The 17,759-nt window shown below is 68.6% G+C and carries 14 protein-coding genes; 8 read left to right on the forward strand and 6 right to left on the reverse strand.

What is annotated here, in order from left to right:
• Positions 1-24: 24 nt before the first annotated feature.
• Genes ITJ48_RS08595 through ITJ48_RS08605 form a run of 3 tightly spaced genes read right to left on the reverse strand, consistent with a single transcriptional unit; the run spans position 25 to position 3,360 of the window.
• The gene (locus tag ITJ48_RS08595) at positions 25-954 is read right to left on the reverse strand and encodes a deoxyribose-phosphate aldolase (RefSeq protein ID WP_194613186.1); all 930 of its coding nucleotides are present in this window, start codon (positions 952-954) and stop codon (positions 25-27) included.
• Positions 947-1,918, reverse strand: a complete 972-nt coding sequence (gene iolC / locus ITJ48_RS08600; protein WP_370544842.1) for a 5-dehydro-2-deoxygluconokinase — start codon at positions 1,916-1,918, stop codon at positions 947-949. The genes ITJ48_RS08595 and iolC overlap by 8 nt, the downstream gene beginning before the upstream one ends.
• On the reverse strand, positions 1,915-3,360 hold the full coding sequence (locus ITJ48_RS08605; protein ID WP_370544843.1) for a sugar porter family MFS transporter: 1,446 nt from the start codon (positions 3,358-3,360) through the stop codon (positions 1,915-1,917). Before ITJ48_RS08605 ends, iolC begins: the two co-directional genes overlap by 4 nt.
• Before the next feature lie 250 nt (positions 3,361-3,610).
• Between ITJ48_RS08605 and ITJ48_RS08610 the strand changes: the two genes are divergently transcribed.
• The 5 genes from ITJ48_RS08610 to ITJ48_RS08630 all read left to right on the forward strand — a co-directional run bounded on the left by ITJ48_RS08610 (position 3,611) and on the right by ITJ48_RS08630 (position 6,832).
• Positions 3,611-4,327 (forward strand): B3/4 domain-containing protein, encoded by a 717-nt coding sequence (locus ITJ48_RS08610; protein WP_194613188.1) that lies wholly within the window; start codon positions 3,611-3,613, stop codon positions 4,325-4,327.
• A gap of 59 nt (positions 4,328-4,386) precedes the next feature.
• Positions 4,387-4,851 (forward strand): hypothetical protein, encoded by a 465-nt coding sequence (locus tag ITJ48_RS08615; protein WP_228506245.1) that lies wholly within the window; start codon positions 4,387-4,389, stop codon positions 4,849-4,851.
• 150 nt (positions 4,852-5,001) lie between these two features.
• Positions 5,002-6,213 (forward strand): DUF4232 domain-containing protein, encoded by a 1,212-nt coding sequence (locus tag ITJ48_RS08620; RefSeq protein WP_194613190.1) that lies wholly within the window; start codon positions 5,002-5,004, stop codon positions 6,211-6,213.
• A 104-nt stretch (positions 6,214-6,317) separates the two neighbouring features.
• Complete coding sequence (locus ITJ48_RS08625) at positions 6,318-6,566, forward strand: DUF4287 domain-containing protein (RefSeq protein ID WP_194613191.1); 249 nt, start codon at positions 6,318-6,320, stop codon at positions 6,564-6,566.
• An 89-nt stretch (positions 6,567-6,655) separates the two neighbouring features.
• Positions 6,656-6,832 carry a hypothetical protein gene (locus tag ITJ48_RS08630; protein ID WP_194613192.1) on the forward strand — a complete coding sequence of 59 codons (177 nt, stop codon included), beginning with the start codon at positions 6,656-6,658 and terminating at the stop codon, positions 6,830-6,832.
• A gap of 24 nt (positions 6,833-6,856) precedes the next feature.
• Here ITJ48_RS08630 and ITJ48_RS08635 read toward each other — a convergent pair whose 3' ends face one another.
• Both ITJ48_RS08635 and ITJ48_RS08640 read right to left on the reverse strand, forming a co-directional pair.
• Positions 6,857-7,192, reverse strand: a complete 336-nt coding sequence (locus tag ITJ48_RS08635; RefSeq protein WP_194613193.1) for a hypothetical protein — start codon at positions 7,190-7,192, stop codon at positions 6,857-6,859.
• A 22-nt stretch (positions 7,193-7,214) separates the two neighbouring features.
• Positions 7,215-9,116 (reverse strand): ABC transporter ATP-binding protein, encoded by a 1,902-nt coding sequence (locus tag ITJ48_RS08640; RefSeq protein WP_194613194.1) that lies wholly within the window; start codon positions 9,114-9,116, stop codon positions 7,215-7,217.
• A gap of 507 nt (positions 9,117-9,623) precedes the next feature.
• Between ITJ48_RS08640 and ITJ48_RS08645 the strand changes: the two genes are divergently transcribed.
• On the forward strand, positions 9,624-11,513 hold the full coding sequence (locus tag ITJ48_RS08645; protein ID WP_194613195.1) for a DUF4209 domain-containing protein: 1,890 nt from the start codon (positions 9,624-9,626) through the stop codon (positions 11,511-11,513).
• A 625-nt stretch (positions 11,514-12,138) separates the two neighbouring features.
• Positions 12,139-13,917 (forward strand): ATP-dependent endonuclease, encoded by a 1,779-nt coding sequence (locus tag ITJ48_RS08650; RefSeq protein ID WP_194613196.1) that lies wholly within the window; start codon positions 12,139-12,141, stop codon positions 13,915-13,917.
• A 184-nt stretch (positions 13,918-14,101) separates the two neighbouring features.
• Here ITJ48_RS08650 and ITJ48_RS08655 read toward each other — a convergent pair whose 3' ends face one another.
• Positions 14,102-15,256 carry an ROK family transcriptional regulator gene (locus ITJ48_RS08655; RefSeq protein WP_194613197.1) on the reverse strand — a complete coding sequence of 385 codons (1,155 nt, stop codon included), beginning with the start codon at positions 15,254-15,256 and terminating at the stop codon, positions 14,102-14,104.
• 98 nt (positions 15,257-15,354) lie between these two features.
• Here ITJ48_RS08655 and ITJ48_RS08660 point away from each other — a divergent pair, with 98 nt between their 5' ends.
• On the forward strand, positions 15,355-17,685 hold the full coding sequence (locus ITJ48_RS08660) for an alpha-galactosidase (protein WP_194613198.1): 2,331 nt from the start codon (positions 15,355-15,357) through the stop codon (positions 17,683-17,685).
• Positions 17,686-17,759 lie beyond the last annotated feature (74 nt).

The following is a 17,759-nucleotide window of genomic DNA, read 5'->3' on the forward strand; positions in this document are numbered from 1 at the left end:
TCCGGATCTCGAGAGGAGGCGCGGTCAGCGTCGGGCGGGCTCGTCGGCGTGCACGAGGCCGGCGGCCACGTCGACCGCCGCGGCGACGTCGCCGTCGGCGGGGTAGAGGAGGGTGCGGCCGACGACGAGGCCGCGGACGCCGGGGAGGGCGAGGGCGGCGCCCCAGCGGGCGTACGTCTCGTCGGGGTGGCCGGCAGGGTCGCCGCCGAGCAGGAGGGTCGGCAGCGTCGTCGACGCCATCACGCGCTCCATCTCGTCGACGACGGGCAGCTTCAGCCAGCTGTAGGCCGACGACTCCCCCAGGCCGGAGGCGATGGCGACCGACTTGATGACGGCGTCGGCGGTGAGGTCGTTGACGACGCGCCCGTCGCGCCACTCGCTCATGAAGGGCTCGAGCATGATCGGCAGGCGCAGCGCCGCCGACTCCGTGACGGCGTGGGCGGTCGCCTCGAGGGTCGCCGCGGTGCCCGGGTCGCCCAGGCCGATCCGCACGAGCAGCTTCGCGAAGTCGAGCCGTGAGGCGCCGATCGACCCGGCCGAGTAGGCGGTGAAGCGGTCGTCGAGCTCGAAGGAGGCGCCCTGCAGGCCGCCCCGGTTCATGCTGCCGACGACGACCTTGCCGTCCAGGGCCCCGAGCAGCGCGAGGTCCTCGACGATGTCGGGCGTGCCGAGCACCCCGTCGACGCCCGGTCGCCCCAGAGCCACGACGAGGCGGCGGAGGAGGTCGTACCGGTCGGCCATCGCGGTCGCGTCGGACCGCACCCCGAGGGCACCGCGAGCCGGGTGGTCGGCGGCGACGATGAAGAGCTTGCCGTCGCCCGCGAGCGGCGCGCGGCGCGTGCGGGAGGCGAGGACCTCGCCGAGACGCTCCGGCTCGGTCGCCCGGATCTCACGGAGGCGGTCGAACTGCTGGACGGTGACCGCCTCGTCGACGGTGGCGGTCTGCTCAGGCACGGTGCGCCTCCTCGAGGACGGCCTCGACCTCGGCGGTCGTCGGCATGGCGGTGGAGCACTCGAATCGGGTGGCGACGATGCCGCCGGCCGCGTTGGCGAAGCGGAGGGCGCGGTCGAGCGACCAGCCCTCGAGCAGGCCGTGGCAGAGGGCGCCGCCGAAGCCGTCGCCCGAGCCGAGGCCGTTGATGACCTCGACCAGGTGCGCGGGCACCTCGACGCGCTCGTCACGCGTCTTCGCGAGGACGCCCTTCGGGCCCTGCTTGACGACGGCGAGCTCGACGCCACGCTCGAGCAGCGCATCAGCGGCCCGGTCGGGGTCGGTCTCGCCGACGGCGACCTCGCACTCCTCGCGGTTGCCGACGGCGACCGTGACGTGCTCGAGGGCGCGCTCGACCTCGCGGTGGGCGACCTCGGAGCTGCTCCAGAACATCGGCCGGTAGTCGAGGTCGAGGATCGTGAGCGGCCGGCGCGCCCGTGCCTGCCACGCGACGTGGTGCGCCTGACGGCTCGGCTCCTCGCTGAGGCCGGTGACGGTGGTCCAGAAGACACCTGCCTGCTCGATGGCCGCGAGGTCGAGCTTGCCCGCGCTGATCATGAGGTCGGGGGCCTTGGGCTGGCGGTAGAAGTAGAGAGGGAAGTCGTCGGGCGGGAAGATCTCGCAGAACGTGACGGGCGTGGGGAGGCCCTCCACCGTCGAGATCAGCCGGGTCTCGACGCCGAGCCGCTCGAGCTCCTGCACCGCGTAGCGGCCGAACGGGTCGTTGCCGGTCCGCGTCAGGACCGCTGCGCGGCGGCCGTACCGCGCGGCGGCGATGGCCACGTTCGTCGCGCTGCCGCCGACGGACTTGCTGAACGTCTCGACCTGCTCGAGGGGAACGCCGGACTGCTGCGGGTAGATGTCCACGCCGATGCGTCCCATGGTGAGGACGTCGAGCGCACTCGTGGTGGTCTCGTCGGTCGTCACTTCTTGTCCTTCACGACGTAGATGGCTCCGGTGCTGAAGTCCTCCTCGAGCTGTTCGAGCGAACGTCCGTTCGTCTCGGGCACTCGGGTGGCGGCGAAGACGAGGGAGGCGGCGTTCAGCACCGCGAAGATGAAGAAGGTCGTCGAGATGCCGATGCCCGCCACGAGGATGGGGAACAGCAGGCTCACGGCGAAGTTGGTCAGCCAGAGGATGAGCACGGTCAGGCCCATGCCGACGCCGCGGAGCTTCAGCGGGAAGATCTCGGAGAGCATCAGCCAGACCAGCGGGCCGATGGTGCCCTGCATGGTGCCGACGAAGCAGATGACGAAGATCAGCACCACGATCGCCCGGCCGAGGCCCTCGGGGATGAGCAGGGACGACAGGCCGATCAGCAGGTGGAAGACGGTCACGCCGGCGAAGCCGAACATGAGCATGTTGCGTCGGCCGACCTTGTTGATCACGCGCAGGGCGACGAGCATCGCGACGACCGCGATGACGCCGGCGCCGACGTTGGCGATCAGCGCGCCGCTCTGCGAGAAGCCCGACTGCTGCAGCACCTGGGTGCCGTAGTACATGATCGAGTTGATCCCGGTCAGTTGCTGGGCCACGGCCAACCCGATGCCGATGAAGAGGATCTTGCGGAGCCAGGGCTCGGCCACGAGGTCGGCGAGACGAGCGCTCTTGGCCTCCTTCTCCTCCTCGGCGAGCAGCCGGACCTCGGCCATCTCGGCGACGGCCCGGTCGTCGGCACGGATCTGCTTGAGCACGGCGAGCGCGTCGTCGTCACGGCCCTTGGCGATGAGCCAACGAGGGCTCTCGGGGACCCGGAACATGCCGATGAACAGCGCGATGGCCGGCAGGACGGCGACGGAGAGCATGTAGCGCCACACGTTGTCGTGCTCGCCCCAGACACTGCCGATGACGGCGTTGATCGTGAACGCGGCCAGCTGGCCGGAGACGATCATGAGCTCGTTGCGGCTGACGAGCCCGCCGCGCTGCTCGGTCGGAGCGAGCTCGGCGAGGAACACCGGGACGGTGACCGACGCTCCGCCGACGGCGATGCCGAGGAAGAACCGCGCTCCGGTCAGGAACTCCCAGGTCGGGGCGAGCACGCACGCCAGGGCCGCGAAGAAGAAGAGGATCGCGAGGGTGTTGATCGTGGGCTTGCGACCGAAGGCGTCGGAGATGCGGCCGATGAAGAACGCGCCCACGGCGGCGCCGATGAGGATGGCCGAGACCATGATGCCCTCACTGGCGGGGGTCAGCCCCAGGCTCTCCTCCATCGAGTCGAGCGCACCGTTGATGACACCGGTGTCGTAGCCGAAGAGGAGGCCGCCGAAGGTGGCGATGACCGCGACCGTGCCCAGTCTCTTCGTGTGCGGCCCTGAGACCAGGGCGGGGAGCGCCGTGCGAGGGCTGCTCCCGGACGTGTTGGTGACCACGATTCCTCCATTGGTTGTGGTGACTGCGCCGCGCATCGGTGCGGGTGCATCGCCCTGGTGCCAGCGACAGGATGAGACTAGCCATGCCGTAATGTCCTGTCAATCATTCATAGTTGACCCGACAGGGACCGGCGAGTCGACACTGCCACGTCACCGGGTCCCCTGACGCACGACGAGGATGGTCCCGAGACGCCTCGCGCCCCGAGCTCATCGCCCAGCCCCCGTCCGAAGAACTGCAAGAGGACCGACCATGACCACCTTCGACCTGCTCGACCAGGCCCGGATCGACGACACCGTCCTGGCACTACGGCCCGACTACCGGGTGTCCCTCCTCGCCGTGTCGGGTCTCACCCCCGGCGACAGCGACCAGGCGTCCGACGATCTCCTGAGCGCCGCCGAGGAGAAGGCCCGTGCGCTGCTCGCCGACTCCCCCGTGGAGGAGCTGGCGCACGTCGCAGCCTGGCGCGACGCCTACCGCAGCTTCGGGGCGAAGCCCCAGCGCACCCGGAACAGCCTCGAGGCACTCCTCCGCCGCGCCGAGGGCGGCCTGCCGCGGGTGAACAGGCTGACCGACGTCTACAACGCCATCTCCGTCCTGCACCAGGTGCCCCTCGGCGGTGAGGACCTCGACCACTACGTCGGCGCGGCCCACCTGACCCGCGCCTCCGGCGACGAGGACTTCGACACGGCGGCCGGCGGCGCCGACGTGACCGAGCACCCCGACGCCGGCGAGGTCGTCTGGCGCGACGACGCCGGCGTCACCTGCCGACGGTGGAACTGGCGCCAGGGCCGACGAACGCAGCTGCGCGACAGCACCACGAGCTCCCTCTTCATCCTCGACGCCCTCGCACCCATGACCGACGAGCAGCTCCGGGCCGCGACGGACGACCTGGCGTCGCACCTGACTCGGCTCGGACCGGACGTGCTCGTCGAGTCCCGCACCCTCGGCGGCCCCGAGGCCATCTGACGCCCCCGGCGACCTTCCGGAACACCGACCGCCGAGGCGATCTCGCCCCCTAGAGTCGAGTGACCCACACGTTCCACCACGACGGGAGCGACATGGCACTCCGCATCACCTCGGCCACCTCGAAGGTCGGCGTCGTCCTCGTGGCGGTCGTCCTCGGCTTCGCCCTCGGGTTCTTCGCGATGTTCCTTCTCGGCCCCACGGCCGGGGCCCTCACGCTCCTGGCCGTCACCGTCGCCACGGTCGTCTTCTGCGGGCGCACCTTCCGGGCAGAAGACGAGCCGACCGCCCCTCCTCGTCCCGCGTGGCGCCTCACCGGCGGGACGACCTCGAGCGTCGTGATGGCAGGGTTCTTCATCCTCCAGGGGCTGAGCACAGTCCTCGCCCTGGCCGCCGGCGACGACGGAGCCGCCGTCGCGGTCGTCTCGGCGCTGGTCTACGCAGCCCTCGCGGCGGCCTACGTCCTGTCGGCCGTCGCGCAGCGGGCAGGCCGGCTTCGAGCGCAGCATCCCGGCAGCGTCGGCTGAGGCTGCCCGCAGGCCGTCGAACGACCGACGCGTCCTCCGTCGAGCATGACGCCCTCGACCCGACCCGACTCGACCCGACCCGACCCGACCCGACTCACGATGCTCCCCCCGGCGGATGATGCCGACGCGCCGACGTGATGGACTCGTCCCATGACCGATGGTGACGCCCGACTTCCCCCGCACACGTCTCGACCCGGCGCCGTGACGACAGCGGCGACGGCCGCGGCGCTGTGGCTCGTGAGCGGAGGCCTGGCCGTCGCCGTCAGCTGGAGCGGAGTGCTGCCGGCCAGCGTCGGCGCGGTCCTGCCCGCGACCGTCCCGTTCTCGCCCGGGGTGCGCCCCTGGGCTTGGGGCGTGGGCACGACGCTGCTGGCCGCAGCCGTCGTCTTCCTCGTCGCTCGCCTCCTCGTCCCGCTCGCCGGTCGGGTCGACGACCGCACCGCGCGGTTCGCGCTCGCCTGGTTCGCGCTCGTCCTGGCAGGAGGCTCGGCCGGCCTCGCCCTGGACCTCGCGACGATCGTGGGCGCGCTCCCGGCACCGCGCCTCCGCATGCTCCTCGACGGCCTGGGCACGGGCGCGACCGTCGGCGCCTGGTGGGGAGTGGTGCAGGGCTGGCTGCCTGCCCTGCTCGTCCGGCGGCACGCGACGGGCACGGCCACGTCGCCCTCCGGGCCCGAGGACCGGACGACCCCTGCGACGGGCTCCGCCGCCCGTCGGCGGCAGGCCGTCCTCGTCACGACCGCCGTCGTCGCGGCCGCTGCGGTCGTCGCGACCGGCGCGCTCGGGCAGCGTGCGGCACGCGTCGCGTCCGCGCAGGAGGCGGCGGTCGCCGAGGGCGCAGACCCCGGCCTGGGTGCCCTCCCCGACCCGTACGCTGACGGCACGCCCGTCCCGACGCTGGATCCCGACCGCGATCCGGACCGCGATCCGTCGTGGTGCACCCGGGACCAGGCGATGCTGCTGCTCGGGGAGACCGGCGCGGCGACGGGTCACCGCAGCCAGACGCTGCGGCTGACGAACTTCACGGATGCCTCGTGCGTCGTCGAGGGCTATCCCGACGTCGCCTTCGCCGACCAGAACGGCAACGAGCTCGCGGTCACCGTCGAGCAGGGCGCGTCGTTCCTCGCGGAGGACCCGGGCTACGACCAGTTCGAGCTGCCCGCCGGGGCCTCGGCCGTCACGACACTGGGCTGGGACGCGGGCGCCACCTCCGACGCCCTCGTCGCCAGGACCCTCTTCGCGGCGCCCTTCGCGACCGACGAACGCGGCTCGTGGCCCGTCGAGCTCGACGTCGTCGCGGGGTCGGTCGTGCACGTGACCGCGTGGGCGCTCGAGACCGGCGGCCAGGGCGCGACGCCCTGACGCGGTCCTGTTCTGAGCATCACGTCGCGTCGAGGCCGGACGGGATGCTCAGAACGAGACGGAATACGACGCACCCGGCGGGCCCGGCCGCTACCCTCTGAGCCATGTCCGGAGACCGCGTCCTCGCCCCCGAGCCGCCCGCCGACGGCGCGAAGCTGAAGGGCCCCGCGTCGTACTTCCCGAGCATCGAGAAGACCTACGGGCGCCCGGTCCAGGAGTGGCTCGACCTCGTGGACGAGCGCCTCGACCACGACACTCACATGCAGGTCGTCGCCTGGCTGAAGTCCGAGCACGGCATGGGCCACGGCCACGCGAACGCGATCGTCGCGTATGTGCGGGCCGCCCGCGCCTGACCCGACGCATTGCTGCCCCGACACCCTGACCTGCTGGCCGCACGAGACGTGACCGGCCGCCACGGGGCAGGGAGCACTACGGTCGACGCGTGATGCGTACGGTGATCCTGGCGGGCGTCGCGGTGGCGGTCGTCATCGCCGTCGTCGCGATCGTGCTCGGCGTGAGGGACATCCGTGCGGACCGGTCCATGTCGCGCCGAACGCTGTCGGCCTACTGCGCCGCCGGCGTGGTGGCGGCCGCCGTCATCGCCTACGCGGTCCTCTGACGCCTCTCGGGGGTCAAGCCGCCCTCACTCGGCGAGCGACTGCACGGCGTTCCAGAGGTCGTTCTGGAACCCTGACGAGGTCCGGGCGCCCGGTCGGTAGTAGTGGTGGGCGCTCGAGCCGAAGATCAGCCACGGCTTGTCGTGCCGGACGGTCCCTGCCGGCACGTCCCCGGTAGTCGACAGGCGGGTGACGGTCCACGTCCGCTGCCGTCCCGCCTCCTCGGCCGTGACGCGGTACGAGTTGCCCCGATCGGTCTCGAACTCGAACACCGGCTCGCCGCCGAGGTCGTGGTCACGGGAGACCTCGGCGCCCTGGACCGTGACTCGTGCGATGTTCGGCGGGTTCGTCATGAGGGTCATCGAACCACTCGCCGAGCCGGTCCTACGGCCGGACCGCCGCCTCCTCGTCGGCCGTCACGTCCTTCTGCACGGCGAACTGGGTGCGGTGCAGCTCCTCGTAGCGGCCGGCCGCGGCGAGCAGCTCGTCGTGGGTGCCGCGCTCGACGATGGAGCCGTCCTCGACCACGAGGATCAGGTCCGCGCTGCGGATCGTGGAGAGGCGATGGGCGATCACCATCGCCGTCCGCCCCTCGAGCGCCTCGCTCAGCGCCGCCTGCACGGCGGCCTCCGAGGTCGAGTCGAGCGCCGCGGTCGCCTCGTCGAGGATGACGACGCGAGGCTGGGCCAGCAGGAGGCGCGCGATCGTCATCCGCTGACGCTCGCCTCCCGAGAGCCGGTAGCCCCGCTCCCCCACCATCGTGTCGAGCTGGTCCGGCAGCGAGCGGAGCAGCGGCTCGAGCCGAGCACGACGGACGGCGCCCCACACCTCGTCCTCGGTCGCCTCCGGCCGCGCCAGGCGCAGGTTGCTGAGGATGGTCTCGTGGAACAGGTGCCCGTCCTGCGTGACCATGCCCAGGGTGTGGCGCATGGAGGCGAAGGTCACGTCGCGCACGTCGGCGCCCGCGAGGCGCACGGCACCGCTGTCGACGTCGTAGAGGCGCGAGAGCAGCTGGGCGATCGTGGACTTGCCCGCACCCGACGTGCCCACGAGGGCGACGGTCTGCCCCGGCTCGATGCGGAACGAGACGCCGTGCAGCACCTCCTCGCCGCCGCGGGTGTCGAGGGTCGAGACCTCCTCCAAGGAGGCGAGCGACACCTTGTCCGCGGACGGGTACGCGAACCGGACGTCGTCGAACTCGACGCTCACCGGGCCCTCGGGGACGGAGGAGGCGGTCGGCTTCTCCTGGATGAGCGGCTCCAGGTCGAGTATTTCGAAGACGCGCTCGAAGCTGACGACGGCGCTCATGATCTCGACCCGGGCGCTGGCGAGGCCGGTGAGCGGCACGTACAGGCGGGTGAGGAGGAGCGCCAGGGTGACGACCTCGCCGGTGTCGAGCTGGCCGGCGAGGGCGAGGAAGCCGCCGAGGCCGTAGACGAGGGCGAGGGCCAGGGCGGAGACGAGCGTCAGCGCGGTGACGAAGACGAACTGCAGCAGAGCGCTGCGGACCCCGATGTCTCGGACACGGGCGGCGCGCACGCGGAACTCCTCCGCCTCCTCGTCGGGACGGCCGAAGAGCTTGACGAGGGTGGCGCCCGGTGCCGAGAAGCGCTCGGTCATCTGGGTGCTCATCGCGGAGTTGTGGTCGGCCGCCTCGCGGCGGAGGGCGGCGAGGCGGCTGCCCATGCGGCGGGCGGGGATCAGGAAGATCGGCAGCATGATGACGGCGAGCACCGTGACGAGCCAGGAGGTGCTGAGCATGACGATGAGGGTGAGGATCAGTGCGACGACGTTGGTGACGACGCCGGAGAGCGTGCCGCTGAAGGCCTGCTGGGCGCCGATGACGTCGTTGTTGAGGCGGCTGACGAGGGCGCCGGTGCGGGTTCGGGTGAAGAACGCGATCGGCATCTTCTGGACGTGGTTGAAGACGGCGGTGCGGAGGTCGAGGATGACGCCCTCGCCGATGCGGGCCGAGTACCAGCGGGTGATGAGCGACACGACGGCGTCGGCCACGGCCACGGCGGCGATGAGGACGGCGAGCCGGACGATCATCGACACCTCGCCCTTCGCCACGATGACGTCGACCACGCGGCCGGCGAGCACCGGTGTCGCGACGGCGAGGAACGCCCCCACGACGGACAGCGCGATGAAGATGACGAGCTTGGCCCGGTAGGGCACGGCGAACGTCATGATCCGCCGGACGGACTCGCGCGAGATGCCGTGCTTGCCGTCCCTCGCGGACGAGATCTTGTAGAGCGAGCTCCAGGCCGCGCCTTCCATGCTCATGGGTGGTTCCTTCCGTGGGGTGCAGGCCCGACGTCTGCGGCAGGCCGCCCCGGGGTCGCGGTTCTGCCCCTGGGCGGCGTGATGGGGGCAGTACGAGTCAACTCGGGTGGGGGCGGTTGTGTGGGCGGCGGTCGCGAGGCGGCTACGGAGGTGACCCTGCGCGCAGGTCGGCGCCGATGACGGCCTTTCCTGAGAGGCCCGCTCAATGGGGAGCGAGGTTAGGAGGCTGTTGTCAGGCCCTTCCGCCACGAAGAGCCCCGAGGACCCGCGTGATGGGCTGTCTTCCACCCAAGACTGAGGGCCCCTCAATCAGGACAACGCCCGCCCTGCCTCAAGGAGGCAAACGGGGAAGTGTATCTAAGAATACGGCGCCGCCGCCCTCGACGCAGAGACTGCCAAGTCCGAATGTTCACGATGCCAGCAAGGCAGAGTTCGTCCTGCAGGCGCACTCGACCCACTCAGGGCACTAACTTTCTGGACGCATCTAGATCGGTCTAAAGTCACAGTATGAACGATGCTCAAAAAACACCGGCAGATCGTTCAGCTGCATGGATTCGAGCGTTGAAAGAACTTGAGGTTGGCGGCGCTTTCCGGGACGAACCCAGCGAGGATGAGGAGCGGCTTCCATCGCTGTGGAGTCGACTCTCAAATGCCGAGTCAGGCTCAAACGACCAGGATGTCGACAGGCTTCGCACGCTCCTAGCCCATGTCGCGTCGTTCATGTGCCGCCCAGACGACTTGTCCCAGCCCTACGAACCCATGCTCAACATGCGTGAGGGACGGTCAGCCGTTCCCTCCGACTTATCTGATGACGAAATTGAGATTCTCACGGACCTGGCGTCTCTGGTCCCCGATCTCATCCTGCGCGCTCGCATCTGCGACGTCATAGCTATTCGATCATCTGGTGGAGAGCGAGTTGGTTGGTTCAATCATGAGCTGGCCGCCCTCAGTGAACTCGACCTTGTGCGGGTGTCGCGGCGACAAGATCAAGTGATCCTGGACCGCGGTTTGCGAGTTGGACTCCGCTACGGGAAACCGCTGCAGGACGGAGTGCGAACCCTCGAGGCGCTTGTCATCGAGCATGCTTTGACGGCGGACGTCACTGATTTTCCTGGATGGGGTGCGGATCTCCTCCTTAAACATGGTCTGGCTCGAACTCGCGCGAGCGGCATCGCAGCCCGCATGCATGACATTGGCACAGATCCCGAATTGGTCGACCCTGAGCAAGCCCGCGCCTATCTCGACCGTGCCGCAGAGTGGTATTCGAAGGCCGGCCAGAAAGGCCGCGCCGACGAGGAGCGTTTTGCGGTCGTCCAGAGCCTCATGTCGGAAGCCGAAACCCTCGCCGTTTCCCCTGGCTCTAATTCAGCCCCTAAATCTGGATACCTCTATGAGAGAGCCCTGAAGGAACTGCGTCGAATCCCTCGTTCACGACGAGAAGCTCTCGGAGCGGGGGATCTCACTCAGGAAATAGCCTCGAGAATTCGCACGGCAGGCGCAGCCGCCTTGGGGTCGATGGGAGTCTTTCAATCCGAATCCGCGGACCTGGGTGACCTCCGCAGAACCAGCATCGAAGCAGTCTCGAACAAAAGCCCGCTCGAGGCCCTCCGTGCTTTCACAGGCCTCACGCCCATCGCATCCTTAGCCCATGACAGACAGTTTGCTCAAGAGTTGATTCAGAAGCACCCACTTCAAAGCCTGTTTTCAAACGTGCACTACTCGCACGACGGGCGAGTGGTGCATCGTTCAGCAGGGCAGGGTGGGGAGCCCATTTATGGTGAGGATCCAAGCATCTGGCGCCAACTCGTGCAGGGGTACGAATTTCGGATTGGGCTCGAGGTACAGGCATATCTAGCGCCAGCGTGGTTGACGCTCACCAACGAGCACACCTTGTCGGTTGGCGATTTTCTCCAAGTCACGCACGGGAGCTCTATCGTTCCGGCCGACCGCGAAATGCTCTACGCGCAAGCGCTCCTCTATGGCTTCAACGGTGACTTCGCCACGGCAGCCCAGCTACTCACACCGCAACTCGAGCACCTGGTCCGAACGCATTTCCGCAACGCCGGCCAGGCGACCACGACCATAGACGGACAGGGAATAGAGAACGAAGTTGGCTTATCGGCCCTCATGGCCCGTGAAATTGCAGCAGATATTCTTGGGGATGATATCGCCTATGCCATTCGTGCCTTTTTCTGTGGGCCCATTGGACCAAACCTTCGAAACGAGATCGCGCATGGGCTCGTCAATGACTCGTGGGTGAACTCCGCGCAGTCGCTGCATTGCTGGTGGTTCATGCTCCGACTTACCTTCATTCCCTACTGGAACAGGATTCACGACGCACAAGCCGTGGATGAGCAAGAGCCAGCCGAGCGAGCCCAAGCCGAATCAGGCAACTGAGGCGGACACGGGCCGCATACAGCATCTGCGGCTCGCGCAACCTAGCCTCCGAGCAAGTCGGCGTCCCGCAACCCTGCCCCCTTGTCAAGGCGGCCCCTCGTGCCGAAGACCGCGGTCTTGGGGCACGCCATGAAGTCCGTCTTCTTAGTCCTGACCTGGCGCCCCGCGAGTGAAGCGATCTCAACAGTTGCAGCGCGACCGGGAACGGCGGCACGAGACTTCACGTCGTAGGCCCCGCCAACAACGGCAATGTGACGGATCACGCTAACCGAAATGCGATTTGCGACCGCGCGCTCCAGCTCGCGGCCGCGCGCAGCGACTTGGACAGCAGATGCTGCGCGACTGGAGACAGCCGATCCGGCCTCCCCTTTCCGACGCGCTGCCGACACCATTCGCGCTGCCCACCCCATAGCCTCAGGCGCGGCGACAGCTGCTATCGACATCTCAGACTTGCTTGACGTTCTCCCACGGTTCCTCGCCTCGGGAATGCACTCGCCCGAATCTGCTCGCAGCAGCGTATATCGGCGGCGGGTACGAATTGCATGCCCAGAACAGGCCAAATCCGACGAGCTTGTCGCAAAGGGCGCCTTATTCTGCAATGCTCAGCAATGTGCAGCGTGTCGACATGGAAACTTTTGCCTCTCTCTACGCATCCCGTAATCCCGAGTGGACTATCGGAGACCCCAGTGCGTTCCACTTCAGCGTCGGAGATATCGTCCTGAAGAGCGGTGACGTCATCCGGCCCCAATCGTCTGGTGTCACGGTGCTGGTGGGTTCGAACAACGCAGGTAAATCCACGATATTGCGAGAGGTGCACGAGTGGATGCAGCAGTACCCTGGTCAAGCACGTCCACCTATGAAGTCCGTAGAGTCTGTCCAACTTAACACCAGCGGGACCACTGGTGACATGCTCCAATGGATAGGGCAAACTGCACCGTTCACCGTCGATGGTACGAACATGGGCTTCGCACGCGCTGGCACCATCCACGACCCCGCAACCATTTCGTACCTATGGCAGCAGCAAGAAAGCGGGTTGGGCCAACTCAACAGTGTCTTTACGTTTTATGGCAATGCTGCCGGTAGATTCTCTATCGGCGGTTCCGCCGACATGCGGGAGTCGGGTGACGATCCGGCGGTGCATCCCATCCACACCCTCCAGGATTCTCGTGAATTACGTGATCGACTTAGCGCCACCTCACAATCAGTGTTTGGGGAACCCCTGACCCTTGACACACTGGGCCGGACAATTCGCCTACGCGTTGGTAAAATTGACGCTGCCGCGCCCACGATCGACAACATACCTGCTGACTACCGGGCAGCCATGACTGGACTTCGGCCCCTTGACGATCAAGGTGACGGTATGCGCGGGTTCTTTGGCCAAGTTATGCCTGTCATCGCAGCTACATACCCGGTCATCGTCCTTGACGAGCCCGAGGCCTTTCTGCACCCACCGCAGGCTCACGCGCTTGGTGCCGAACTTGGCGCACTTGCCGTTGAGCGAGGTGTGCAGATCTTTGTCGCAACGCATGATCGCAGTTTGCTAACAGGGCTTCTCGACTCCGGCGTTGAGGTATCTGTAGTGCGAGTCAGCAGAACCAATGGACCAACGCGAGCTCACCAATTAAATTCCGATCAGCTGAAAGACCTCTGGCACGATCCGGTCTTGAAGTACACCAACGTTCTTGACGGGCTGTTTCACAGAGTCGTCGTGTTGGGAGAGGCGGAAGGAGATTGCGCATACCTAAATGCGGCCCTAGATCACCTTCAAGAAAAGGCAGACCACCTACCGCGAAACGAAATGCTCTTCATCCCGACGGGTGGAAAAGACGCCATGTGGAAGGTCGCGCGAACTCTTCGAGCTATAGCCGTTCCGGTCGTCGCGAGTCCCGACCTTGACATGCTGAACGACGAAGCAGCAATTGGCCGCCTCATAGTGGCCATGGGGGGTCAGTGGGGTGACATGGAAAGGGGTACTTGGAGGCAAGCGACCGCGGCTCAACGAGCCCCGCGAGACGCCGTAAGCACCGGGCACGTCCTAGATGCGATTGCAGCCTTGTTTAGTGACAGGCGAAAAGAGCCCTTTACTGCAACCATTCGCGAGGAATTGCTCGCGCAGGCCCGAAGTCGCGAATCTCCTTGGGCGGAAGTGAAGGCCTATGGTGTGGATGCGTTCAAGGGCGAAGCACGAGCTGCCCTCCTTAAGTTCCTTACTTACCTAGAGACGATAGGAATCGTACTCGTGCGAGTCGGTGAGTTGGAGCGCCTTGCCCCTGAGGTCACGGCGAGAAAGGGGCCGGGCTGGCTACAGGAAGCCCTGTCCACCGGTGCCCAAGCCAATAGTCGAACGCAGGAACATCTGGCCCGCCTACTCACCGCCAGTTCCGCCGTCCTCTCGACGGACTAGACGAAGTCATACAGGCACAGCCGACGGATCCTGTGGAAGCGAAAAGGTGCCACACACGATCTAGCGTGGCAGTCCTTTCAGTCGGGCTAGCAGACGGTGCCCAAGGCCTGGGACGCAGTCAGGCGAGACGCTTAGTTAGAAAGACGCGGCCAGAACGGGAACCTGCTACTGCGAAACGGCTTACCTACGCTCCAAGGGCACCGATCCGCGCCTGCACAGCCACCGCCGCCGCACCACGCGCCCACGCGCCGAAGTCGGCGTCCCCGGTGAGGACCCGCACCTCCGACGCGTCGGGGTCTCGGTCGGCGGCGATGCCGGCACGCAGCTCCGACGCCGCGACGGGGACGTCGACCAGGCCGATGCCCTCGCCCGAGAGCACGACCGTCCCGACCATCGTGAGGTTCGCGACCGCGGCGATCATGCGCCCGAGCGACCGTCCGGCCGTGCCGACGACCTGCACCGCGACCGCGTTGCCTGAGGCTGCGAGCGCCAGCAGCTCCTCGTAGCTGACGAGCCGGCCGAGGCCGACGGCCGCCGAGGCGCACATGCTCGTCGTCGAGAGCATCGCCGTCGAGCAGCCGCGGTGCCCGTCGGCACAGATCGGACCGGTGGGATCGAGGGGGAAGTGCCCTCCGAGGCCGAGACCCGTGTCGGGCGTGATGACCTGCCGCCCGTGGATCACCAGCCCGTAGCCGACTCCGGCCCCGGTCGTCACCACCGCGAAGTCGTCGATCCCGCGCCCGAGACCGAACCAGCGCTCGGCCTCCGTCAGCGCGACCACGTCGTTCTCGACGACGACCGGCAGCCCGAGCCGCCGCGACAGCATCCCGCCGAGGTCCACCTCACGCCACTCGAGGAACGGCGCGCGCAGCACCACCTGCTGCCCGGTCACCTTGCCGCCGATGCTCACCCCGACACCCGCGATGTCCGCGACGTCACCACCCGACCCGGCGAGCGCCTCCACCACCGCGGCCAGCGCCTCCACCACCTCCTCGGGCGAGTGCCCGGCGAGGTCGGCGACGTGCTCGCCCAGCGCCTTGGCCCGCAGGTCGGTCAGCACCCCGAGCGCCTGGTCGCCGGTCAGCTTGATGCCGACGAAGCGCTGCAGGTCGACGCGCACGTCGAGCGGCTTGGCGGGGCGGCCGACGGCTCCGGCGAGCTCGACGGCTCCCTCGACGAAGAGGCCGCGGTCGAGGAACGGCTTGCTCAGCCGCGTGAGGCTCGCCGGCGACAGGCCCAGCCGGCGCCCGAGCTCCGCCCGCGCGATCGGCCCGTGGATCAGCACCTCGCGCACCAGCTCGCGCCCGGACTCGCCCAGCACCGGCTCCGTCGTCGTCATGCGACCGAGCATATCTTCCAGGCCGAACGAAAAGGAGGCGCTGTTCGGCTTTCCGGGATCACTTGACAGGCCTATTAGTTCCGTCGTAGAACTAACCCATGCAGCGTCGCACCGAAGTCCGCACGACCGAGCTCCACCTCCGCCAGGGAGGCACGAGCGTCGTCCTCGACACCTCCGGCCCCGGCCTCCCCGGCATCGTCCACTGGGGCCCCGACCTCGGCGAGCTCCGCGCCGGCGCCCTCGCCGGAGTCGTCCTCGCCTCCCGCGCCCAGCGCACCTCCGGCGCCATCGACGAGCCCGCCCGCCTCACGCTCCTCCCCCTCGAGTCCGACGGCTGGCAGGGCACCCCCGGCCTCCTCGGCAGCCGCGCCGGCGCCTCCTTCTCTCCCGTCTTCGCCGTCACCGCCCTCGACGTCGCCGAGAACGACGACAGACCGAAGGAGGCGCACGACACCACCGAGACCGGTGTCACCCTAGCCAGCGAAAGCCACACCGGCGCCACCGGCGTCACGGGCACCTCCGGCACCGTCGTGACCATCACGGCCGACGACTCCGCCGCCGAGCTCCGCATCACCATCACCCTGCGTCTCGACCCCTACGGCCTGCTGCACCAGCGCCTCCGCCTCACCAACACCGCCGCCGGCTCGACCGGCGATGACGCCCACGACCTTGAAGGCCACAGCCTCGACGCCTCCGCCGCCGCCGCACTCGACACCGCCGCCACCTACGAGCTCGGCGAGCTCGCGGCGAGCTTCCCCCTGCCGCACACCGCCGGCGAGGTGCTCGACACCACCGGTCGCCACCTCCGCGAGCGCACGCCCCAGCGGCACGACCTCACGATCGGCCGCTACGACCGCGAGAGCCGCCGCGGCCGTCCCGGAGCCGACGCCACCCTGCTCGTCGCGACCGGCACGCCCGGCTTCGGCTTCGAGCGCGGCCTCGTCCACGCCGCCCACCTCGCCTGGAGCGGCAACCACCGCGTCAGCGTCGAGCGCCTCGTCACCGGCGCCACCCACACCCGCGTCGCCGAGCTGCTGGCCCCGGGCGAGATCCGGCTCGGGCCGGGCGAGAGCTACGAGACGCCGGAGGCGCTCGGCTCGTGGGGAGACGGGCTCACCGAGCTCTCGGCACGGTTCCACCGCCTCCTGCGCGCCCGCCCGATCCACCCGGCGACGCCGCGTCCCGTGACCCTCAACACGTGGGAGGCCGTCTACTTCGACCACGACCTCGGCCGCCTCAGCGCCCTCGCCGACGCCGGCGCCCGCGTCGGGATCGAGCGCTTCGTGCTCGACGACGGCTGGTTCCACGGCCGCCGCGACGACACCACCGCGCTCGGCGACTGGTGGGTCGACGAGACGGTCTGGCCCGACGGGCTCGCGCCGATCATCGACCACGTCACCGACCTCGGCATGCAGTTCGGCATCTGGGTCGAGCCCGAGATGGTCAGCCCCGACAGCGAGCTCGCGCGGGCGCACCCCGAGTGGATCCTCGGACCCGGCGAGGGGCGCCTGCCGCCGATCGCCCGCCAGCAGCAGGTGCTCGACCTGTCGAACTCCGACGCGTTCGCGTACATCCTCGACAAGCTCGACGCGCTGCTCACCGACCACGACATCGCCTACCTGAAGTGGGACCACAACCGCGACCTGCTGGAGGCGGGCGCCGGCGCCCCGGCACGACCGGCGGTCCACGAGAACGTCGTCGCGCTCTACCGCCTGCTCGACGAGCTGCGCAGCCGTCACCCCGGCGTCGAGATCGAGAGCTGCGCCTCCGGCGGGGCCCGGGTCGACCTGGGGATCCTCGACCACACCGACCGCATCTGGACGAGCGACTGCATCGACCCGATGGAACGCCTCGTCAACCAGAAGCACACCGGCCTGCTCGTGCCCCACGAGCTGATGGGAGCGCACGTCAGCGGGCCCCGCTCGCACTCGACCGGGCGTCGCCACGACCTGTCGTTCCGTGCGGGGGTCGCCCTGCCCGGCCACTTCGGCGTCGAGTGGGACATCAGCTCGCCCGACGTCGACGACGCCACCCTCGACGAGCTCGCCGCCTGGATCGCGGTGCACAAGGCGAACCGGTCGCTCCTCCACACCGGAGCCGTCGTCCACGCCGACCTGCCCGACCCCGGCATGGACCTGCGCGGAGTCGTCGCCGCCGACCGCAGCCGCGCGCTCTACACGTTCACGCAGGTCGCGACGAGCGCCAGCTACCCGGCAGGCCCCGTCACGCTGCCCGGCCTCGACGACGACCGCGAGTACCGCGTCGCCCTCGCAGCGCCGACCGCCACCGTCGGAGGCCCCGGCCAGTCCCCGCTCGCCTGGGCCCTCGACGGGGTCGTCCTCACGGGCCGCGCCCTCCGCCTCGGCGGCGTGCAGGCCCCGGTCCTCTTCCCCGAGCAGCTCGTCCTGCTCGTGGCCACCGCCCTCTAGCCCCCGCCCCTCCCTCTCCTCATTCAGGAACATCCCGCCTGATCCTCGCGAGGGGGAGACCGATCGTCCTGATC

The organism is Frigoribacterium sp. VKM Ac-2530 (genome assembly GCF_015350835.1).
Classification (GTDB): Bacteria; Actinomycetota; Actinomycetes; order Actinomycetales; family Microbacteriaceae; genus Frigoribacterium.

Excerpts from the sequence above, each read along its gene's own strand:
- ITJ48_RS08610 (WP_194613188.1), top strand. The coding sequence starts at position 3,611 with ATGACCACCTTCGACCTGCTCGACCAGGCCCGGATCGACGACACCGTC.
- ITJ48_RS08620 (WP_194613190.1), top strand. The coding sequence starts at position 5,002 with ATGACCGATGGTGACGCCCGACTTCCCCCGCACACGTCTCGACCCGGC.
- ITJ48_RS08625 (WP_194613191.1), top strand. The coding sequence starts at position 6,318 with ATGTCCGGAGACCGCGTCCTCGCCCCCGAGCCGCCCGCCGACGGCGCG.
- ITJ48_RS08635 (WP_194613193.1), bottom strand. The coding sequence starts at position 7,192 with ATGACCCTCATGACGAACCCGCCGAACATCGCACGAGTCACGGTCCAG.
- ITJ48_RS08640 (WP_194613194.1), bottom strand. The coding sequence starts at position 9,116 with ATGAGCATGGAAGGCGCGGCCTGGAGCTCGCTCTACAAGATCTCGTCC.
- ITJ48_RS08645 (WP_194613195.1), top strand. The coding sequence starts at position 9,624 with ATGAACGATGCTCAAAAAACACCGGCAGATCGTTCAGCTGCATGGATT.
- ITJ48_RS08650 (WP_194613196.1), top strand. The coding sequence starts at position 12,139 with ATGGAAACTTTTGCCTCTCTCTACGCATCCCGTAATCCCGAGTGGACT.
- ITJ48_RS08655 (WP_194613197.1), bottom strand. The coding sequence starts at position 15,256 with ATGACGACGACGGAGCCGGTGCTGGGCGAGTCCGGGCGCGAGCTGGTG.
- ITJ48_RS08660 (WP_194613198.1), top strand. The coding sequence starts at position 15,355 with ATGCAGCGTCGCACCGAAGTCCGCACGACCGAGCTCCACCTCCGCCAG.